Raw genomic sequence first — 20,170 nt, 5'->3', positions numbered from 1 at the left:
GCGGTGGGGGAGGGGCTTCCGTAACGTCGTCACCGATCGTGAAGGAACGGCAACACGAGGTGGCGTCATGTCAGTACCGGTCGACCGTCCGACCTCCCTTCCCGCCGGGCCCGCGGCCGCGCCCGGCGAGGATTCCGCGGGCACCGCGCGACCGCCCGTCGGCTGCTCCGGCGCACGCGGCGGCAGCCGACCGCGGGGCGTGCTCCGACCGCCGGGCGGACCGTCCGCGCGGTTGCCGCTGCGAGCCGGGTCCAGCGGGCGGCGGGCGGGGCCGCCGGAGACGCTGTCCCTCACCCGCGCTCGGCGCGAACTCGGCGTGACACCGCTTGAGTTCCGGCTCTGCCTGGATCTGGGCGAGCTGACGGCTCTGCCCTGCGAGCCGGGCGGCCGGCGCCGGGTGCCGGTGGCGCAGGTGCGGCGGCTCCTCCGGGAGGAGGACCATCCCGACGGCCTCCGCCGCCGGCTCCGCACGGTGAGCGCGGCGGAGGGGGCCGAGCTGCTGGGCGTCGGCCCCAGCCGGTTCCTGCGACTCGCCAGGTCCGGGTGTTTGAGCCCCGTCCGCTTCGGCGTCAACCGGTACCGGCGGCTGGTGTGGCACTACCTCGCCCGCGATCTCACCCACTTCGCCGAGCGGCAGGCCGCCCTGCTGCACGGCGCGTTGCCCGGCGCGATGCGTGACGCGCTGCGGGAAGGCGAGGACTGGCGGCCGCGGCTCTGGCGCGGCCGCCGGGTGGGCCAGCTGCTGCGGGACAGCGCCGACGCGTGGGAGTCGGCGGCGGTCCACGCCGCCGTGCTGGACGAGTGGACGCTGCGCGAGACCGTGCCGGACGAGAGCGAGCGGCGGCTGCTCGCCTCGCTGCGGCCGGTGCTCGCGCCGCGCCCCCTCTCGGCCGTGCTGGCGGGCTGCTGTCCGGACCCGCTGAAGGCCGACCCCGGCGAGGAGACCCGCTGGTACCGGCTCGGGCTGACGATGGCGCTCGACACGGCCCGCTGCCGGCGGCCTCCCGGCGGGAGGTCAGGCGCCGTCAGGTCTCACAGCGGGCCGACGGCGGTCACCTTGACCACCGCACGACCCTCCTCGTCCGAGGCGGTCAGGTCGACCTCCGCCGAAATGCCCCAGTCGTGGTCGCCACGCGGATCGGCGAACGTCTGACGCACCCGCCACAGCCCGTCCTCGGGGACCTCCTCGATCCGCAGGAGCTTCGGGCCGCGCGCGTCCGGGCCGCTCCCGAGCTCGTCGTACTCGTCCCAGTAGGCGTCCAGAGCCTCGCCCCAGGCGTCGGAGTCCCAGCCGGCGTCGGCGTCGAGCGCGCCCAGCTCCGACACGTCGTCGCGGGCGGCGAGTTCGACACGGCGGAACATCGCGTTGCGCACCAGCACCCGGAAGGCCCGGGAGTTGGCGGTGACGGGCTTGACGTGGTCGGCGCGCTCCTGCGCCTCCTCGGCGGTCTCCTCCTCCGGGTTCGCCAACTGCTCCCACTCGTCGAGCAGGCTGGAGTCGACCTGGCGGACCATCTCGCCGAGCCAGGCCACGATGTCCTGGTAGTCCTCGGACTTCAGGTCGTCGGGCACGGTGTTCTCCAGCGCCTTGTACGCGCTGGCCAGATAGCGCAGGACGATGCCCTCCGTCCGCGCCAGCTCGTAGAAGGAGACGAACTCGCCGAAGGACATCGCCCGTTCGTACATGTCCCGCACCACGGACTTCGGGGAGAGGGGGTGGTCGCCGACCCAGGGGTGCGACGTGCGGTACAGCCCGTAGGCGTGGGAGAGCAGTTCGTCGAGCGGCTTCGGGTGGCTGATGTCCATCAGCCGTTCCATCCGCTGCTCGTACTCGACGCCGTCGGCCTTCATCTCGGCGACCGCCTCCCCCCTGGCCTTGTTCTGCTGGGCGGCGAGGATCTGCCGGGGGTCGTCGAGCGTGGACTCCACGACGGAGACCATGTCGAGCGCGTAGGACGGCGACTCGGGGTCCAGCAGGTCGAAGGCGGCGAGCGCGAACGTCGACAGCGGCTGGTTGAGCGCGAAGTTCTCCTGGAGGTCGACGGTCAGCCGGATGCGGCGGCCCTGGGCGTCGGGCTCGGGAAGCTGCTCGACCACACCGCCGTCGAGCAGCGAGCGGTAGATGGCGATCGCCCGGCGGATGTGCCGGAGCTGCGACCTGCGGTCCTCGTGATTGTCCTCGAGCAGCCGCCGCATCGCGGTGAAGGCGTCGCCCGGCCGGGCGATGACGGAAAGGATCATCGTGTGTGTCACACGGAAACGGGAGGTCAGCGGCTCCGGATCGGAGGCGATGAGCTTCTCGAACGTGTTCTGCCCCCAGTTGACAAAGCCCTCGGGCGCTTTCTTCCGCACCACCTTGCGGCGCTTCTTCGGATCGTCGCCCGCCTTGGCCAACGCCTTCTCGTTCTCCACCACGTGCTCCGGCGCCTGCGCGACGACAAAGCCCGAGGTGTCGAAGCCGGCGCGCCCCGCGCGGCCGGCGATCTGGTGGAACTCCCGGGCGCGCAGCACCCGCACCCGATTGCCGTCGTACTTGGTGAGCGCCGTGAACAGCACCGTGCGGATCGGCACGTTGACGCCCACCCCGAGCGTGTCGGTGCCGCAGATGACCTTCAGCAGACCGGCCTGCGCCAGCCGCTCCACCAGGCGGCGGTACTTCGGCAGCATGCCCGCGTGGTGCACACCGATACCGTGCCGCACGTACCGCGAGAGGTTCCGCCCGAACTTGGTGGTGAAGCGGAAATTGCCGATCAGCTTGGCGATCTCGTCCTTCTCGGCGCGGGTACACATGTTGATGCTCATCAGCGCCTGGGCCCGCTCCACCGCCTGCGCCTGGGTGAAGTGCACGATGTACACCGGCGCCTGGTTCGTCTGGAGCAGTTCCGTCAGCGTCTCGGTGAGCGGCGTCGTGCGGTACTCGTAACCGAGCGGCACGGGCCGGGTCGCCGAGCGGACCACGGCGGTCGGGCGGCCGGTGCGCCGGGTCAGGTCCGTCTCGAAGCGGCTGACGTCGCCGAGCGTGGCCGACATCAGGACGAACTGCGCCTGGGGCAGCTCCAGCAGCGGGATCTGCCAGGCCCAGCCGCGGTCCGGCTCGGCGTAGAAGTGGAACTCGTCCATCACCACCTGGCCGATGTCGGCGTCCGCGCCGTCCCGCAGCGCGATCGACGCCAGCACCTCGGCCGTGCAGCAGATCACGGGCGCGTCGGCGTTCACCGAGGCGTCCCCGGTGAGCATGCCGACGTTCTCCGTGCCGAACAGCTTGCACAGGTCGAAGAACTTCTCCGACACCAGCGCCTTGATCGGCGCCGTGTAGAAGGTGACCTTGTCCTGCGCGAGCGCGGCGAAGTGCGCACCCGCCGCGACCAGCGACTTGCCCGACCCGGTGGGGGTGGACAGGATCACGTTCGCCCCGGACACCACCTCGATCAGCGCCTCCTCCTGCGCCGGATAGAGGCTGATGCCCCGCTCCGTCGCCCACGACGAGAAGGCGTCGAAGAGCATGTCGGGGTCGGCGGTCTGCGGCAACTGATCGATGAGCGTCACGCCCCCATACTGCCTTCCCCCGGGTGGATTCAGGGAACCGGCCGGGTCGGCAAGATCAACCACCAGTACGCTGTGGCGGCCCGGTGTCGGGCGGAGATCAGGCGCACAGCAATGGGGTGGGACGAACATGATGGGACCAGCGCACTCACTGTCCGGTGCGGCGGCGTGGCTGGGGGTGGGGGCGGCGGCCGCCGCCCTGGACCGCGCGATGCCCTGGCCGGTGCTGGTGGTGGGCGCGTTGATCTGCGCCGGCGCCGCGCTCGCGCCGGACCTGGACCACAAGTCCGCGACCATCTCACGGGCGTTCGGTCCGCTCTCCCGGGCGCTGTGCGGAGTGATCGACAAGCTCTCGGCGGCGGTCTTCAACGCCACCAGGGGCAAGGCCGAACGCCGGAGGTCCGGGGGCCACCGGACGCTCACCCACACCTGGATATGGGCGGTGCTGATCGGCGTCGGCTTCTCGGCGGCCGCGGTCACCGGCGGGCGCTGGGCGGTGCTGGTGATCCTCTTCATCCACATGGTGCTCGCGGTGGAGGGGCTGCTGTGGCGGATGGCGCGGGTCTCCAGCGACGTCCTGGTGTGGCTGCTGGGCGCGACGACCGCCTGGATCCTCGCCGGCGTGCTCGACCAGCCGGGCAACGGCGCCGACTGGCTGTTCACCGCCCCCGGCCAGGAGTACATGTGGCTGGGGCTGCCGATCGTGCTCGGCGCGGTGGTGCACACCCTGGGGGACGCCATCACGGTGTCCGGCTGTCCGATGCTGTGGCCGGTGCCGATCGCCCGCAAGCGCTGGTACCCGATCGGGCCGCCGCAGTTCATGCGGTTCCGCGCGGGGACGTGGGTGGAGATGAAGGTGCTGATGCCGGTCTTCGGGGTGCTGGGCGCGGGCAGCGGCCTGGTGGCGCTCGGCTACGTCGGCTGACCGGGGCCTCGGTGGCGGCCGCCCGGCTCCAGCAGGTCCAGGAGGGCGGAGAGTTCGGCGCGCCCCGGCTCGTCCAGCGGCGCCAGCAGCTCCTCGGCGGACTCCCGCCGGGCGGCGCGCAGCCGGCCCAGCAGTTCTCTGCCCCGGTCGGTCAGCTCGACCCGCACCGCCCTGCGGGAGGCGGGGTCCGGCGCCCTGCGGACCGCGCCCCGCTCCTCCAGGCCGTCCACGAGAGTGGTCACCGCGCGGGGGACGACGTCGAGCCTGGTCGCCAGGTCCGCCATGCGGGGCGCCTCGGGGCAGTGCGCCACCGTGCGCAGCAGGCGGGCCTGCGCGGGGGTGAGGCCGAGCGGTTCGAGGTGGCGGCGCTGGGCGCGGTGCAGCCGGCGGGTGAGACCGATGAGCTGATCGGCGAGCTGTCCGGTGGGATCGGCGGGGACCATGCCCGGACAGTACCAGGACAAGACTCATTATGAGCAACGGTAACAATCACCTACACTCGCCAAAGCGGTCGGTGCCGCCGACCGGCCCGCCCGCCGCAGACGTCCTCCCGAGCCGGCGGCCCGGGTCCGACCCGTAGGAGCTTATGCACCCCCACACCGCCGCGTGGCACGAGCCACCCCGTTCGGCCCGCCCCTCACCGCCGCGGCGAAGGACGCGCCGGACGTCGACCAGCGAGTCGACGTACGACGTGTGCTGGCCCTCTTCCGCCCCTACCGGGGGCGGCTCGCCCTGGTCCTCCTGCTCGTCGCCGCCGCCTCCCTCGTCTCGGTCGCGACACCCTTCCTCCTGCGCGAGATCCTCGACGTCGCGCTGCCCGAGCAGCGCACCGGACTGCTCAGCCTGCTGGCCCTCGGCATGATCGCCGCGGCCGTGCTGACCAGCGTGCTCGGCGTGCTCCAGACGCTGATCTCCACCACGGTCGGCCAGCGGGTCATGCACGACCTGCGGACCGGTGTCTACGCCAAGCTCCAGCGGATGCCGCTCGCCTTCTTCACCCGCACCCGGACCGGCGAGGTCCAGTCCCGCATCGCGAACGACATCGGCAGCATGCAGGCCACCGTCACGTCGACCGCCACCTCGCTGGTCTCCAACGCCACGAGCGTGGTCGCCACCGTGGTCGCGATGCTCGCACTCGACTGGCGACTGACGCTCGTCTCCCTGGCCCTGCTCCCGCTCTTCGTGTGGATCAGCCGACGCGTGGGCCGGGAGCGGAAGCGGCTCACCGGTGAACGCCAGCACCAGATGGCCGCCATGGCGGCCATGGTCACCGAGTCGCTGTCGGTCAGCGGCATCCTGCTGGGCCGCACCATGGGCCGCAGCGACTCCCTCAGCCGGGAGTTCGAGAAGGAGTCCGAGCAGCTCGCCGGCCTGGAGATCCGCACCAGCATGGCCGGCCGCTGGCGCATGGCGACCATCGGCATCATCATGGCCGCCATCCCCGCCCTGTTGTACTGGGCGGGCGGAACGCTGCTCCTGGTGGGCGGACCGACGCTGTCCATCGGCACCCTCGTCGCCTTTGTGACCCTGCAGCAGGGCCTGCTGCGCCCCGCCGTCTCCCTGCTCAGCACCGGCGTGGACATCCAGGCGTCCCTCGCGCTCTTCCAACGCATCTTCGAGTACCTGGACCTGCCCGTCACCATCACGGAGAAGCCCGACCCGACGCGGCTCGACAAGCCGTCCGGCGAGGTCCGCTTCGAGAACGTCTCCTTCTCCTACGAGCCGTCCGGCCGGCCCACCCTCACCGACATCAACCTGACCGTCCCGGCCGGCAGCAGCCTGGCCGTGGTGGGAGCCACCGGCTCCGGCAAGAGCACCCTCAGCTACCTGGTGCCCCGGCTGTACGACGTCACCTCCGGCCGGGTCACCATCGACGGCGTCGACGTGCGGGACCTCGACTTCGCCTCGCTGTCCGCGGCCGTCGGCGTGGTCTCCCAGGAGACGTACCTGCTGCACGCCTCGGTGGCCGACAACCTGCGCTTCGCCAAGCCGACCGCGACCGACGAGGAGCTGGTCGCCGCCGCCCGTGCCGCCCAGATCCACGACCACATCAGCGCGCTGCCGGAGGGCTACGACACGGTCGTCGGCGAGCGCGGCTACCGCTTCTCCGGCGGGGAGAAGCAGCGCCTGGCGCTCGCCCGCACGATCCTGCGCGACCCGCCCGTCCTGATCCTCGACGAGGCCACCAGCGCGCTGGACACCCGCACCGAGCACGCCGTGCAGCGGGCCGTGGACAACCTCTCCGCCGGCCGCACCACCCTCACCATCGCGCACCGCCTCTCGACCGTCCGCGACGCCGACCAGATCGTCGTCCTGGAAGGCGGTACCGTCGTCGAACGCGGCACCCACGAGGAACTGCTCCGGCTCGACGGCCGGTACGCCGGCCTGGTGCGCCGCGACGCCGCCGGAACGCCGGACACCGGCGCTGCGGCGCCGCGGTCCGCCGCCGGCGGACCGGACCAGCACCCCGCCGCGGAGTTGACACCATGACCGATTACCAGAGCCTGCCCCGCGCCGAGTTCGGCTTCCCCGGACCGCTGCGCGACCGGCTCGTCGCCGCGGTGCTCAGCGGTGCCAAGACCACCACCACAAGCCTGGCGGCGGGCTACCGGGTCGCCGGCGAGGCACTCCCGCGGCCCGGCGACCGCTCCGTACTCGTGGACTCGGCGGACCGGCCACTGGCGGTGCTGGAGACCGTCGAGGTGCGCGTCCTGCCGCTCGGCGAGGTCGAGCTGCGCCACGCGGTGGACGAGGGCGAGGGCCACACCACGCTCGCCGCCTGGCGTGCCGACCACGAGGAGTTCTGGCACAGCGCGGAGTTCCGGGCCTCGCTGGGAGACCCGGAATTCACCGTCGACGACCGCACCGAGGTGGTCACCGAGCGCCTCCGGGTACTGCGACGCCTGTGAAGCGCCTCCCGGCTCAACGCAGTCGGCCGAGCGCCCTGAGGTCGTCGAACACCAGCCGGTCCACCGGCGCGGTCCGGTCCCGGTCGGAGAAGTCCAGCCAGGCCAGCTCCTCGATCTCCGCGCTCGCGCGCAGAGTGCCGGTGAACTCGCCCGTGTAGCAGGCCATGCGGACCCTGCGGGTGGGATCGGCGTCGTCGGCCGCCGCCTCGTAGGTGCCGAAGTGCCGGGCGCTCTCCGGGTCCAGGGTGACGGTCAGTTCCTCCTCGACCTCCCGCAGGAGTGTCTGGAGGTCGCTCTCCCCGGGGTGCCGCTTGCCGCCCGGTATGTAGAACAGCGACCTGCCGCGCGACCTGGTGCCCAGCACCCGCCCCTGCCTGAGGTGGATCCAGGCGACCGTGTCGATCGGCTCCGTCATGCGTCCTCCCACACCCGCGGCCCTCCACGTCCGTGGCCGGCGCGGTCGGCGCGTCCGGCGGCCGACCATGCTGCCACGTCGGCGGCCGCGGCGCGTGTCCGGCCCGGCGGCGGGGGAGGAGAAGGCCATGGACGTACCGGCCCGACCGCACTCCGGGGGGTCGCTCTGGCTGCACCCCGACGACGACCTCGCGCCCAACCGGCCCGGAGAGCACCTGTACGCGCGACTGGAGACGCCGCCCCCGGCCGCGCCCGTCCGCCTGGCCCGCCGGCTCCTCGGCCGGCCCGACCCGCTCGGCCGGGCCGCGCGGGAGAGGGCCGCCGCCCGCCGGGTGGCCGCCGAACTCGACGCGCTGGAGATCGGCGGCTGGCGTGCCCTGCACGCGCTGCCACTCCCCGCCGGCGCGTACCTGGACCATCTGCTGGTCGGGCCGGGCGGCCTGTTCGCCGTGCGTGCGGCCTGGTGCGACGGAGTGCGGGTGCGGGTGGATCGGGACCTGGCACGCCTCGGGCGGGGCCGGGTCCGTCCGCTGCCACGGGAGTGCCTGCGGGCGGCGGCGCTCGCGAGCCACACGCTGGGCCGGGCGCTCGGCCGCCCGGTGCGGGCACGCGCGGCACTGGTGGTGGTCGGTGCCCGCGCGGTGTCGGTCGAACCGGAGGTGGCAGGTCTCCTGGTACTGCGGGAACGGGAGCTGGCAGGTTTCGGCCGGCGGGGCGGCGTACTGAGCCCGGCGGCGGTCGACGCCCTCCACCAGTCGGCGCGCGACCGCCGCACCTGGCTGCCCCCGGCGGCGACCTAGGGTCTGGTCGACCGCCCTCGGCCGGCGACCGGTTGGCCGGCGATGCGGCGTGGACCCGGCACGGACCCGGCCGCCTTCGACAAGGCGGGCACGGGGGAGTGGGCAGCCCTCCGGGCGCTGGCTATGCTTACGCTCTGTTAAGGGCGGGCGTGACGTCTCACGGCCCGCCGTCAGTCTGTTCTCGGGGGAAACACCGTGTTCCTGCTGTTTGTTCTGCTTTCCATAGCCGCGGCGGTGTTGTTCGTGCTGTCGCGCGGTCAGCGCGACCGCAGATTCCGTCTCGGCGCCGTGGGGGCGCTGGTGGCGGGTCTGCTCGCCGGTCTCTTCAGCTGTGTGCACGTCGTGAGTGCCTACGAGGTCGGCGTCCCGGTGACCTTCGGCAAGGTCGGCTCGCCGATGACGCCCGGTATGAACCTCAAGTCGCCGTTCACCAACGTGGTCTCGTTCTCCACCCGCCCGGTGGACCTCAACCTCTCCGACCGCGACGTGGTGGAGGTGCGCAGCTCCCAGGGCGGGGTGATGTACGCCGAGGTGACGGTCAAGTGGGCGGTGACCCCGGCCAAGGCCGTCGAGCTGTACCGCCTCGCCGGCAGCGAGGAGGCCATCCAGCAGCGGCTGGTGTTCCCCGACAGCCGGGAGATCGTCCGCAACGTCTTCGCTCGTTACACCAGCGAACAGGGCTACACCTCGGCGCGGGAGAGGATCAACACCGAGATCGCCGACCTGATCAAGAAGCGGCTTGCGCCGCGCGGCATCGACGTCACCACGGTGAACCTGCGCAACGTGAAGCCGTCCGAGAAGCTCCAGACGCAGATCGACCGCAAGATCCAGCAGGAGCAGGCCACCGAGCGCGCGACCGAGGCGGCCCGCACCGCGAAGGCCGAGGCCGAGCGGCGGCGTATCGAGGCCGAGGGCATCGCCCGGGCGAACAAGATCCTCAACAACTCGCTCACCGACAAGGTGCTGCTCAACCAGTGCATCGAGGCGTTCGAGCGGGTCGCGGGCAAGCAGCCGGTGTACACCGTGCCGTGCGGTTCAGGCAGCGGCAACCCGCTGATCGTGGACGGGACCAAGCGCTGAGACGCGGCGGCTGACGTCGGAGGCGGCGGTAGGGCACCGTAGGTGGGCGCCTTCCGCCGCCTCCGGCCGTCAGAGGTTCTTCACCTCGAAGGGGTCGTGTTCCGACAGCAGCTTGTCCAGTCTCGCCTTGTCCACTCTTGTGGTGACCTCCATCATCTCCTGCCGGTCTCTGATGCACTTCGCGAGAGTGAAGCTGGAGGACACGAGGAAGAGCACGCCGAGCGCGAGGAAGCCGCGCTCCCAGGCGGTCACCGACATGTAGGCCACACCGATGCACACCGCGCCGAGCGAGAGCGCGAAGGAGAGCACGGACTGGGCGAAGTAGGCGGCCGTCATGGGGCGTTGCACGGGCGGTGTGTTGGTCATGAGGCCACCTTGGCCCGGCCCCGCCGGCGGCGGAATGAGTACGCGTACTCATTCCGCCCGGAGCCGCCACTCAGACGTGTGGGTCGACCTGCACAGATGTCACCCCGCACAGACCCGGTGGGCCGCTCCCGACGCGAACCCGCGATCCGTGCGAGCCGTGCGGACCGGAGTGCGGCCGGACGGCCGGCCCGTGCGGGGAGGGCGGGACGGCCGTCCGGAGTCCTGTCGGTCAGTCGCCGACGCGCGCGCCGGTCGCGGCCAGCGCGTCGGTCACCGGCTGGAAGAAGGTCACCCCGCCGCGCGTGCAGTCGCCGCTGCCGCCGGAGGTGAGGCCCACCGCGGCGGTGCCGCTGAACAGCGGGCCGCCGCTGTCACCCGGCTCCGCGCAGACGTTGGTCTGGATGAGGCCGGTGACGATCTCGCCGTTGCCGTAGTTGACCGTCGCGTTCAGGCCGGTGACCACGCCGGCGCTGACGCCCGTCGTGCTGCCGCTCCGCTGCACCGGGAGGCCGACGCTGGCCTCGACGGCGCCGGTGATCGGCCGCGTCTGACCGCCGCCGAGGTCGACGGTGCTCGGCGCCGACGCGTTCGGGTTGTCGTAGGGGACAAGCGCGAAGTCGGCTCCGGGGAACTGCGAGACGGTCATCGTGCCCAGGGGGCGGGTGCCCTGCCCGTCCTCGGACCAGCGGGAGCCGACCGGGCCGCAGTGGCCGGCGGTGAGGAACGCCCTGGCGCCGCCCACGCTGACGTTGAACCCCAGCGAGCAGCGGGAGCCGCCGCCGAATATCGGGTCGCCTCCGTCGGAGACAAAAGGGCTGAACCGGCCGGCGTGGCGTTCGACGGTGGCCCGCCCGGCGAGGCCGTCGGCGACACCGGTGAGCCGGTTCCACCCGGCCCCGTCGACGGTGCTGTCCGCGACCACCCGCACGGTGTTGCTCTTCGGGTCGATGGACCAGGCCGTGCCGGGCACGGCGGCCCGCCGGTTGAGCGTGTCGGTGGCGGCGCGGAGGTCCGCCATGGTGTGGCCGACCTTCCGCGGGACGGCGCCCGCCGCCCGTACCGCGGCCTCCGAACGGTCGTCCACGACGTTGACGACCAGCTGTCGCGAACGCGGCTCGTAGAACCATCCGGCGGCGTTCTCGCCCAGCTCGGTCGTGAGCCGCTGACCGGTTCCGGCCGCCTGCTGGAGGCCGAACTCCCTTACCTCCGGAGTGCCTTCCGTGCCCGCGTTGGCGGTGGGCAGGAGGACCGCCGCCACCGCCAGGCCGGTGGCGGCCGCTGCCGCGGTCACGGCCGCCCGCTTGTTCATTCGTCGGTGGTTCAAACTCGTCGACCTCCAGGAGACGGGCCTGCTTGCGCTTCACCGTCGGCTACGGAGGCCGGGCCGCGGACGTCTCAGGGGCGAGCGGAAGTTGTCACGTGGGTGAGCCAAGCGCGACGTCCAGCGGCGTGCCGTCGGTGAGGGGATCGCCGTGCCCGAAGCAGACGGTGCCGGCCCGGAGCGCGGCCAGGCGGCGCACCGAGCGCAGGGCGCGCGGCCGGTCGACGTTGAACACCCCGGGTATCGGCCCCGACTCGGTGCCGGCGACCGTGTCGCCGGTGAACAGCAGGTCGTGCGAGGGGAGGTGGACGGCGATGCTGCCGGGTGTGTGGCCGGCGGCACCGACGACAACGGCGCCCCCGCCGAAGGCGAGGACGTCCCCGTCGGTCACCTCCCGGTGCACGGGCGCGGGCGGTGCCGGCGGCAGCGAGGGAAGCTCCGCCCACAGCCGGCGCTCGAACTCCGGCGCATCGGTGAACACCGGGGCGGGGCCGGCGGCGTGGCCCCGGACGATCGGCGCCTCCAGCCGGTGGGCGACCACGCGGGAACGCGGCGCCAGCGAGACCATCTCCGCGGCGCCGCCGGCGTGGTCCTGATGGAAGTGGGTGAGTACGACAAGCCGGATCTCCTCGGGCCGCCGACCGGACGCCCGTACCGCTTCGGCGATGTCCGGCCCCGAGCCGGCCGTGCCGGTGTCGATCAGGGTGAGGCCGTCGGGGTCCGACCAGAGGTAGGCCTGCCCGACGGGGAAGCGCAGCAGCGTCAGTCGGTCCGTGAGGCGCAGTGTGTCCATGTCGGGAAGCATGGCCTCGGCCGGTGGGGAGGTCGACGGCCTTCCGCCGCGGGTGTACGCGTTCCGCGGAGGGCGCAACCGGGAGCACATGGGGGCGCCGCCCCTCCGTGGGACCGGGAGGGGCGGCGCTCCGACCGCGAGACGGCGCGGTCGTGACGGTCGCTCAGACCAGCCAGCCGAGGAAGTGGAAGACGCCGGCGAGCAGGTTGGTGATGACGTTCATGCGGTGCTTTCTCCTTGTGAACAGAGGGGACGGACTCCGCCGTGTCGTGGGAGGCACGGCAAAGACGCGGTCGCGGAACGCGTTCCGTCGCTCGCGCACCGTAAGCATCGTGCGTCACGCAGCTAACTCGCCGCCGTTTGGGGGACCTTCAGTTGTTCGGGTGAGTGATCGCCCGTCCGTTCGGGAGGTGATGCCGGCGCGGCGGGAGACCTGCCCCGATCGTCCAGCAGCCGGCGCACCTCCCGCACCGCCGCCCTCCCGGCCCGGTTGGCGCCGATCGTGCTCGCCGACGGCCCGTAGCCGACCAGCTGTATCCGGCGGTCCCGTACGGCCGCGGTGCCGTCCATCCGGATGCCGCCGCCCGCCTCGCGCAGTCGCAACGGCGCGAGATGGTCGATGGCCGGCCGGAAGCCGGTCGCCCACAGCACGACGTCCGCCACCACGCGCCCGCCGTCCGCCCAGCGCACCCCGTCCGGGGTCATCCGGTCGAACATCGGGCGACGGTCCAGCACGCCGCGCCGCCGCGCGTCGCGCATCGCCTCGGACATCGGAAGCCCGGTCACGGAGACCACGCTCTGCGGAGGCAGCCCGCGCTCCACCCGCTCGGCGACCATGGCCACCGCCGCACGGCCCTGTTCCCGGTCGAACGGCTCCTCGCGGAAGCGCGGGACGCGGCGGGTCACCCAGACCGTGCGGGCGGCGACCCCGTCCAGCTCCAGCAGATGCTGCACTGCCGACGTGCCGCCGCCCACCACGACGACCCGCAGCCCCCGGAACTCCTCGGGGCCGGTGTAGTCGGCGGTGTGCAGCTGGCGGCCGGCGAACGACTCCTGCCCCGCGACCCGGGGCCAGAACGGCCGCCGCCAGGTGCCGGTGGCGCTGATGAGCGTCCGGGTTAGCCACACGCCCGCGTCGCTCTCCACCCGCAGCAGGCCGCCGCCCGCCTCACGCACCGCGTTCACGGCGACCGGGCGCCGCACCGGCAGCCTGTACTCCCGCTCGTAGCGCGCGAAGTACTCGCCCACGACCTCGGAGGACGGCCGACCCGGGTCGGCGTCCGGCAACTCGCTGCCGGGCAGCGGGAACATCCCGTGCACCCTGCCGTACGTCAGCGTGGGCCAGCGGAACTGCCAGGCGCCGCCGGGCGCCGCGGCGTGGTCGAGCACCTGGTACTCCGACCAGGGGGCCAGCCCCGCGCGGCGCAGATGGTAGGCCGCCGAGAGGCCGGCCTGGCCCGCTCCGACAACCGTCACCGCGAGTTCGTTCATATGCGTACCAACACGGGGGCGGCCCGAAGGCTTCCCGCGCCCGACCGGGCGGCGTGGCCACAATGGGGGCCATGAGCGACCGTTTCAGCACCCGCATCCTCAATCTGACCACCGGCGGCTCCGAGACCGTGCTCGACATCACCGCCGACTGCGAGAACTACCTGCGTGACGTGGCCCGCGACCGGGACGGCCTGCTCAACGTCTTCGTGCCGCACGCCACCGCGGGCGTGGCCGTTCTGGAGACCGGGGCGGGCAGCGACGACGACCTGCTGGCCGCGCTGCGCGAGCTGCTGCCGCCGGACGACCGCTGGATCCACCGGCACGGCAGCCCCGGCCACGGCCGCGACCACGTCCTGCCCGCCTTCGTGGCGCCGCACGCCACGCTGCCGGTCGTCGGGGGCCGGCTGGAACTGGGCACCTGGCAGAGCGTCTGCCTGGTCGACACCAACGGCGACAACCCGCGCCGCCGGGTCCGGCTCAGCTTCCTGGCCTGAGCCGGCGTGGGGCGGCCACCGGGACCGCCGACCGGGCCGCCGGCGGGCCGGGTGGATCAGCGGGTCGTACGACAAGTGCCCCGCGCGGGTGAGACGCCGCCTCCGCGCGGCTCCTGGCTCGTTCAGCAGCGCGACGCGAGGTAGTCACCCGCGCAGCACACGATGAGAGGAGCCGAGAGCGGCATGAGGTTCTCCAACCAGGGAAAGCTGGCGGTTTTCGCGGCCTGCGCCGCCGCGGCGCTGGCGCCGGCGGGCACCGCGGTGGCCGGCCAGAGCGGTTCGCAGGTGCCGGTGGACGTGCCGCTGCAGAGCCTGGAGGCGGCGCTGCCGCTGGACGCGCCCACGGTGAGCGCCACGGTGCCCTCCCGCCCGCTGGGTCAGCCGGCGGTGAAGCCGGCCATGAGCGAGGACAGGGTGAACGTCCCGCTGGTGCCGGAGATGGGCGCGATGCTCCAGGCGCCCGCCGCCCTGGTGGAGGTTCCGCTCCCCACCACGGACCTCACCCCCGACGGCAGCACCGCCCGCGTCGGCACGGCCAGCGACCTGACGGCGGTCACCCCCGCCGCCGAGGTCATCGCGCCGCTCACCAACCCGGCCCGCACCGGCCTGCCGGGCCTGGCGATGCCGGACGCGTCCGTGACCACCCCGGCGGCGCAGGGAACGCGGTTCGCCGATGTCGACCTCGTCGACAAGGACGGCGGTTCCAGGGTGCCGTTGCGGAAGGCCCTGGAGGACGCCGGTCAGGCCCTCGGCGGCGCGCTGGGCACGGCCCAGGGAACCCTCTCCGCGCTGCCGACCCGCTGACGGGTCTCTGACAGCCTCTGCCGGGTGTCTCGCGGACGGCGGCGCCGGACGAGGTGCCGTGCGCCGTGGACAGCGGTCGGCGCACGGCACCTCTTTGCGGTCGCGGAGCTGCCATGGCGGATTGCCGTCGTGAAGGCCGCGGAGGTCGCGGCCGCCGGCGAGGCGCCACGGACGGGCCGACGTGATCTCCGTGCTGTGCGCGATCGAGGCCCGCGACACGGTCGCCGGGAGGGGGTGAAGCCCGTCACAAAACGCCCTGCGGCCGCCTGTCAAGGCCCGTCTCGGCCAATGGAAGTACTAGGTCCTCCTATAATTCGAGGAACAGCGCCGTGCCTCACGGCGCTTTGTCATGCCGAGACCGGAAGGGCGGTAGGTAGTGCTGAAGAGGGTGTTCGTGGCTCCTGACCCGGGCCGGCTGCGGCTGCGCGCCGCCACCCGGGCCGTCCTCGGCATCGGGGTCGCCGTGACGCTGGTCGCGTTGACCGGGCACACCCTCCCCGCCGTGATCACCGGTGGACTCGCCGCGCTCCTCGCCCTCTTCACCGTCGTCGACGCCACCGTCCGCGGGCAGGCGGTCACCACCGCGTTGCTGCCGGCCGTCGGCCTGCCGGTGCTGGCCCTGGCCGCGGTGCTGCACAACGCCGCGCTGCCGAGCGCCGTCGCGTTCGTGACCGTCGCGGCGGCCGGCGTGTACGCCAGGCGGTGGGGCGCGCGCGGGCACGCGCTCGGCGTGTTCGCCTTCATGACCTACTTCGTCACCCAGTTCCTGGACACCGTGCCCGCGGACCTTCCGGAGCTGTACTCGGCCGTCCTCCTGGCGCTGCTCGCGGCCTCCGCCGTGCGGTTCGGCCTGTGGTGCTACGAGCGCCGGATCGCCGTGCCCGTGCCGCCGGCCCCGCTGGAGGGGCGCGGGTTCGGCAGGACGACCACCCGCCAGGCCCTGCAGGTCGCCGTCGCCGCCGCCTTCGCGCTCGCCGCCGGTCAGTTGATCTCCCAGGAGCGCTGGTACTGGGCCGTCGGCGCCGCCTGGTGGATCTTCGTGAACACCTCCTCGCGCGGGGAGACCCTGGTCCGGGGCTTCCGTCGGGTACTGGGCACCGTGGTCGGCATCGGACTCGGCCTGCTCGTCGCGGTGCCGCTGGGTGGTGCCGTCGCGCCCACCGCCGCCCTGGTCGCGGTGTGCGTGTTCCTGATCTTCTACAGCGCTCCGGTCTCCTACAGCTGGATGATGCTCGCCGTCACGCTGATGGTGGCGCTGCTCTATGGGCTGCTCGGAGCCCTGGAGCCGGGCATGCTGGCCCTGCGGCTGGCCGAGACCGGTGTCGGTGCCCTGGGCGCCGCGCTGGCCGTCGCGCTGGTGCTCCCGGTGACCACGCACGCCACCACCAACGCCTGGATCCACCGGGCGCTGCTGTGCATGAAGCGCTGCACCGCCGACGCCGCCCGGCGGCTGGCGGGCGACGCGTCCGCCGACCCTGCGCCGGGTGTGGCGGAGCTGGAGGCGCTGCTCGCCCGGGCCAGGCTCTCCCTCGCGCCGCTGCTGCACCCGCTCAGCCCGCGCCGCGCCCGCAAGGCCCGGGCCCGGCAGATCATCGCCCTGCTCGACGACTGCGCCACCGAGGTGCGGGCGCTGGCCAGTATCGCCGCGGACCCCGACGCCTCCCACGACGCCCGGCTGATGGCCGCCTGCTGGCGGGTGGAGGCCGCCGTCGAGGAACTGGTGCGCGAAGGCGCCGCAGGGACCTCCGCCGTGCGCGGTGGGGCGCGAGGCGAGCAGACGTCCGCCCCGGCGGCGCATCCGGGCGCCGAGCGGGCGCTGGCGCATCTGCGCAGCCTCGAGTCGGCGCTCGCCGATCTGCGGGCGCCGCTGCGCAGCGCACCCGACGCGCCGCTGGGCGACGGCGGCGCGGCTCCGCTCAGCCGGGTCTGAGGTCTGCTCGGCCGCGGTCGACATCCGATCGGCACCGGTTCGCCCGGCTGTGGCCGGGGTACGGCTGCCAAGGTGCGGCAAAAACCATTCTGCTGAGGTGGTCGCGCCCGCTCTTTGGTCCAGACCAACTGCTACGGTCGTGCACCGTCGGATCCGTCCGACGCTCCGCGCCCCGCCTGGCCGGGCGCGGAGATCGACGTGTGTGCGAAGGGGAGGCGGATGTCGTGGCCGAGACAGCCGGTGGTCAGCGGGTGTACATCGGGTCGTTCACGGAGGCGGGCGGACGCGGCGTCACCGTCGCCCTCGTCGACCCCGACACCGGGGCGCTCACCGTGACCGGCCACCACCACACCGTCGCCAACCCCTCCTACCTGGCGCTCGCCCCCGGCTCGGGCACCCTCTACGCGGTCAGCGAGACCGACCACGGCTCCGTCGCCGCGCACTCGCTCGCCCGGCCGGACTCCCCGGACCTGATCGGCGCCGCCGTACCCGTGGACGCCTCGGCCCCCACCCACCTCACCGTCGCCGCCGGTCAGCTCTTCACCGCCAACTACGGCTCGGGAAGTGTCAGCGCCCTGACCGTCCGGCAGGACGGCTCCCTCGGCGGCCGGCCCCCGTCCACCGCCGTCCACACCGGCAGCGGCCCCGACCGGGACCGGCAGGCCGGACCCCATGCGCACTGCGTCGTCGCCGACCCGCGCTGGCGGTGGCTGCTCAGCGCGGACCTGGGCACCGACTCCGTGTGGGTGTACCGGCTGGAGCACACCGAGCCGGGGCTGAGCCTGCACGCCGAGGTGCCGATGGCTCCCGGCAGCGGCCCCCGGCACCTGGGGTTCCACCCGGCCGGCGACCGCGTCTACACGGTCAACGAGCTGGACTCCACCCTCACCGTGTGCCGGTGGGACGCGCAGGCGGGAAAGCTGGAGCCGGCCGCCTCGGTGAGCACCCGCCCGCCCCGCGCACGCGGCGCGAACCACCCCTCCGCGCTGGTCATCTCACCCGACGGGCTCCGCGCCTGGGTCGCCAACCGCGGGGACGACACGATCGCCGTGTTCGGCCTCGACCCGGCCCGACAGTCGGTGGAACTCATCGACACCGTCTCCTGCGGCGGCCACTGGCCCCGCGACCTGGTGCTCGATCCCTCGGGGCGCCGTCTGTACGCGGCGAACGAACGCTCCGGGGAGGTGGTCTGGTTCGACGTCGACGCCCGGACCGGCACCCCCTACCGGGCGGGCGAGCTGCGTGTACCGGCGGTGAGCTGCCTGGTGTTCGCCTGACGGCGTGCGCTGTGCGGAGTCCGCCCGGGCTGTGCGGAGTCCGCCCGGCGGTCCGGCGCCGCGGCGGCGCGTGGGAGCGCGCGGACGGAAGGCATGAGGGTGGGCCGCCCCTTGTGGGGGAGGCCCACCCTCAGACCGTTCCAGGTCGCCGCCGGACGGGACGTCACCGCAGCGGCGCGCCCTGGGATGCCTCGGGGCGGACGATGCCCGCCTTGGCGCCGTACGCGGACGCCACCAGCTTGCCGATCGCCGGGTAGGCGCCCAGTGGTTCCGCGGCGGCGCAGCCGGCCTCTTCGGCGGCGGCGGCCAGCAGACCCTCGGGTACCTCGGGGCCGATGAAGCACGGCGCCAGGGCCAGCTGCTGGGAGCCGGAGGAGGTCAGCTGCTCGGCGGTGCGGGCGATGGCTCCGGGCTCGTCCAGCGGGGCCGCCAGCACCGGCACCGCGAGCCGGGCGGCCAGCAGCATGCCGGTGATGCCGGCGACCTGGACGGCCTCGGCCCCGCCCGAGGTGGCCAGCACGATGCCGTCCGCCGCCGTCGCCACCGTGAACAGGCGGGCGCGGTCGGCGCGGGCCAGGCCGGCCTCGGAGAGCCGCACGTGCACCGCCTCGGCGAGCAGCGGGTGCGGACCGAGCACGTCGGTCAGCTCGGCGCCGGAGCCGCTGGCCAGCACGGACTGCCGGATGCGGCGCATCAGTGCCGCGTCCGGCCCGGCCAGCAGCGGTACGACGACGGCGGCGGGCAGCGGCACCGAGTCCTCGGCCGGCGGGTGCGCCGCCTCCCTGGCGGAGCGTTCGGCGGCCACCTGGCCGAGTACCGGCTCCAGACCGGGGAACTCCTCGTCGAGGCCGGCCGCGCCGTCGACGAAGGCGATGCGGGCGTCCATGCCCGGCAGTTCCGACCGGGCTATGCTCACGATCTCCTCGGCCAGGCTCCGGATCTCGCGGGTGGGCACGCCGGGAACGGCGAGCACCAGCGCCGGAGCGCCCTCAGGTGCGACCACGGGCTCGGGACGGCGGTGGCGTCCGGGCTGACGTGGGCGCGGCATACGTACGGGCAGGCCATTGTCGGGGCCGGTAGAGGAGCTCATGCGGCCGCATGCTAATGCCTTGACGGCTTCCACACCGAGACCGGGGGTGATCAGTTCCGGTCTGTCCGGTTACCTCCCGTGTGGCGGGCGCCCCGGAACGCGCGCCCTTTGGCCGGTTCGCGCAACGGGCGTCCGCACATCGGACGGTACGCGCCCGGAAGTACCCACCGCCGAAACCCTCCCGCCGGCGGCGGCACGGCACCCGCTCGGGCGCCGGGACGGGGTGCTTCAGCCGCAGGTCAGCGCCCCGCTCCCGCTCAGTGCACGGTCAGCAGCCGCCCGTCCACGGGCAGCGCCTGCCGGCCCTTGAGCAGGCCGGACGCGAGGCGAAGCGCGCCGTCCAGCGGTGTGGCCCGAGGCCAGTGCGTCGGGACGTCCGGCAGCCGCTCGGACAACTCCCGCCGGAGCGGCCGCAGAAGCGGCTCCCCGAGCCCCAGCAGCCCGCCGACGAAGGCAAGAGGGGCGGGGGAGTGCGGGACCTTCCCGCGCTCCGGTAGCGCGGCGGCGGCGCTCGCCGCGATCTCGCGCGCCGCCTCGGCGAGAATCCCGCCGGCCACCGGGTCGCCCTCCGCCGCGCACGCGCCGACCGCGGGGGCGAAGGAAGCCAGCACCGCGGGGCGGTCCGCACGCGGATAGAGCTGCTCCGGAAGCCGCTCCACGGGGCCGAGCAACTCCTCCGCGCGCTCCAGCAGTCGCGCGGACCCGCCGGGCCGTCCGTCGTGGGCACGGACCGCCGCCTCAAGGCCGGCCCGGCCGATCCATGCCCCGCCGCCGCAGTCGCCCAGCAGGTGCCCCCAGCCGTCGGCCCTCCGCCACTCCACGAGGTCGGTGCCCAGCGCGATCAGACCGGTGCCGGCGGCGACCACGGCGCCGGGTCGGTTCCCGAGCGCGCCGGCGTACGCGGTGACGGCGTCCGCCGCCACCGCGAGCCGG

The 20,170-nt window shown here is 73.6% G+C and carries 19 protein-coding genes and 1 pseudogene; 10 read left to right on the top strand and 10 right to left on the bottom strand.

Annotated features, from left to right (window positions below; genetic code table 11):
* Positions 1–67: 67 nt before the first annotated feature.
* A pseudogene (locus GL263_RS28215) lies at positions 68–991 on the top strand (DUF6397 family protein); the annotation flags it as partial.
* A 41-nt stretch (positions 992–1,032) separates the two neighbouring features.
* On the opposite strand, the gene GL263_RS05665 reads toward GL263_RS28215, so the two are convergent.
* Positions 1,033–3,546, bottom strand: coding sequence for a DEAD/DEAH box helicase (locus GL263_RS05665; protein WP_182854460.1), 2,514 nt, complete (start codon positions 3,544–3,546; stop codon positions 1,033–1,035).
* A gap of 127 nt (positions 3,547–3,673) precedes the next feature.
* On the opposite strand from GL263_RS05665, the gene GL263_RS05660 reads away from it, so the two are divergent.
* Positions 3,674–4,468 carry a metal-dependent hydrolase gene (locus GL263_RS05660; RefSeq protein WP_182854459.1) on the top strand — a complete coding sequence of 265 codons (795 nt, stop codon included), beginning with the start codon at positions 3,674–3,676 and terminating at the stop codon, positions 4,466–4,468.
* Here the strand turns inward: GL263_RS05660 and GL263_RS05655 are convergent.
* Positions 4,456–4,911 carry a MarR family winged helix-turn-helix transcriptional regulator gene (locus GL263_RS05655; protein WP_182854458.1) on the bottom strand — a complete coding sequence of 152 codons (456 nt, stop codon included), beginning with the start codon at positions 4,909–4,911 and terminating at the stop codon, positions 4,456–4,458. The genes GL263_RS05660 and GL263_RS05655 overlap by 13 nt on opposite strands.
* A 250-nt stretch (positions 4,912–5,161) precedes the next feature.
* Here GL263_RS05655 and GL263_RS05650 point away from each other — a divergent pair, with 250 nt between their 5' ends.
* On the top strand, positions 5,162–6,958 hold the full coding sequence (locus GL263_RS05650; protein WP_323379259.1) for an ABC transporter ATP-binding protein: 1,797 nt from the start codon (positions 5,162–5,164) through the stop codon (positions 6,956–6,958).
* On the top strand, positions 6,955–7,377 hold the full coding sequence (locus tag GL263_RS05645) for an ASCH domain-containing protein (protein ID WP_182854456.1): 423 nt from the start codon (positions 6,955–6,957) through the stop codon (positions 7,375–7,377). Before GL263_RS05650 ends, GL263_RS05645 begins: the two co-directional genes overlap by 4 nt.
* 13 nt (positions 7,378–7,390) lie before the next feature.
* On the opposite strand, the gene GL263_RS05640 is transcribed toward GL263_RS05645, so the two are convergent.
* Positions 7,391–7,792, bottom strand: a complete 402-nt coding sequence (locus GL263_RS05640; RefSeq protein ID WP_182854455.1) for an NUDIX hydrolase — start codon at positions 7,790–7,792, stop codon at positions 7,391–7,393.
* A gap of 127 nt (positions 7,793–7,919) precedes the next feature.
* On the opposite strand from GL263_RS05640, the gene GL263_RS05635 reads away from it, so the two are divergent.
* Positions 7,920–8,591: an NERD domain-containing protein gene (locus GL263_RS05635; RefSeq protein WP_182854454.1), complete on the top strand. Its 672-nt coding sequence runs from the start codon at positions 7,920–7,922 to the stop codon at positions 8,589–8,591.
* 195 nt (positions 8,592–8,786) lie between these two features.
* Positions 8,787–9,671 carry a prohibitin family protein gene (locus tag GL263_RS05630; RefSeq protein ID WP_182854453.1) on the top strand — a complete coding sequence of 295 codons (885 nt, stop codon included), beginning with the start codon at positions 8,787–8,789 and terminating at the stop codon, positions 9,669–9,671.
* Positions 9,672–9,740: 69 nt separating this feature from the next.
* Here the strand turns inward: GL263_RS05630 and GL263_RS05625 are convergent, their stop codons facing one another.
* The 5 genes from GL263_RS05625 to GL263_RS05605 form a co-directional block, all read right to left on the bottom strand.
* Positions 9,741–10,037, bottom strand: coding sequence for a YiaA/YiaB family inner membrane protein (locus GL263_RS05625; RefSeq protein ID WP_182854452.1), 297 nt, complete (start codon positions 10,035–10,037; stop codon positions 9,741–9,743).
* Positions 10,038–10,266: 229 nt separating this feature from the next.
* Complete coding sequence (locus GL263_RS05620; RefSeq protein WP_182854451.1) at positions 10,267–11,361, bottom strand: S1 family peptidase; 1,095 nt, start codon at positions 11,359–11,361, stop codon at positions 10,267–10,269.
* 91 nt (positions 11,362–11,452) lie between these two features.
* Positions 11,453–12,151, bottom strand: a complete 699-nt coding sequence (locus GL263_RS05615; protein WP_182854450.1) for an MBL fold metallo-hydrolase — start codon at positions 12,149–12,151, stop codon at positions 11,453–11,455.
* A gap of 163 nt (positions 12,152–12,314) precedes the next feature.
* A complete protein-coding gene (locus tag GL263_RS05610; protein WP_182854462.1) occupies positions 12,315–12,473 on the bottom strand; it encodes a hypothetical protein in 159 nt (52 codons plus the stop codon).
* Positions 12,474–12,496: 23 nt separating this feature from the next.
* Positions 12,497–13,642: an NAD(P)-binding domain-containing protein gene (locus tag GL263_RS05605; RefSeq protein WP_182854449.1), complete on the bottom strand. Its 1,146-nt coding sequence runs from the start codon at positions 13,640–13,642 to the stop codon at positions 12,497–12,499.
* A 71-nt stretch (positions 13,643–13,713) separates the two neighbouring features.
* On the opposite strand from GL263_RS05605, the gene GL263_RS05600 reads away from it, so the two are divergent.
* The 4 genes from GL263_RS05600 to GL263_RS05585 all read left to right on the top strand — a co-directional run bounded on the left by GL263_RS05600 (position 13,714) and on the right by GL263_RS05585 (position 18,147).
* Positions 13,714–14,136 (top strand): YjbQ family protein, encoded by a 423-nt coding sequence (locus GL263_RS05600; RefSeq protein WP_182854448.1) that lies wholly within the window; start codon positions 13,714–13,716, stop codon positions 14,134–14,136.
* A gap of 183 nt (positions 14,137–14,319) precedes the next feature.
* Positions 14,320–14,940 carry a hypothetical protein gene (locus GL263_RS05595; RefSeq protein WP_182854447.1) on the top strand — a complete coding sequence of 207 codons (621 nt, stop codon included), beginning with the start codon at positions 14,320–14,322 and terminating at the stop codon, positions 14,938–14,940.
* 376 nt (positions 14,941–15,316) lie between these two features.
* Positions 15,317–16,870 carry an FUSC family protein gene (locus GL263_RS05590; RefSeq protein ID WP_182854446.1) on the top strand — a complete coding sequence of 518 codons (1,554 nt, stop codon included), beginning with the start codon at positions 15,317–15,319 and terminating at the stop codon, positions 16,868–16,870.
* A gap of 224 nt (positions 16,871–17,094) precedes the next feature.
* Entirely contained in the window at positions 17,095–18,147 is a 1,053-nt protein-coding gene (locus GL263_RS05585; RefSeq protein WP_182854445.1) for a lactonase family protein, read from the top strand.
* 163 nt (positions 18,148–18,310) lie between these two features.
* On the opposite strand, the gene GL263_RS05580 is transcribed toward GL263_RS05585, so the two are convergent.
* Positions 18,311–19,237 (bottom strand): sirohydrochlorin chelatase family protein, encoded by a 927-nt coding sequence (locus tag GL263_RS05580; protein ID WP_438947919.1) that lies wholly within the window; start codon positions 19,235–19,237, stop codon positions 18,311–18,313.
* A gap of 257 nt (positions 19,238–19,494) precedes the next feature.
* Positions 19,495–20,170, bottom strand: a 676-nt coding sequence (locus GL263_RS05575) for a BadF/BadG/BcrA/BcrD ATPase family protein (RefSeq protein WP_323379258.1), incomplete at its 5' end; no start/stop codon positions are given.

Origin of the sequence: Streptomyces durbertensis, from assembly GCF_014156695.1 — a bacterium.
Classification (GTDB): Bacteria; Actinomycetota; Actinomycetes; order Streptomycetales; family Streptomycetaceae; genus Streptomyces; species Streptomyces durbertensis.
Note: the sequence above shows the minus strand (reverse complement) of the source record. Positions and strands in the feature narration are given on the sequence as shown.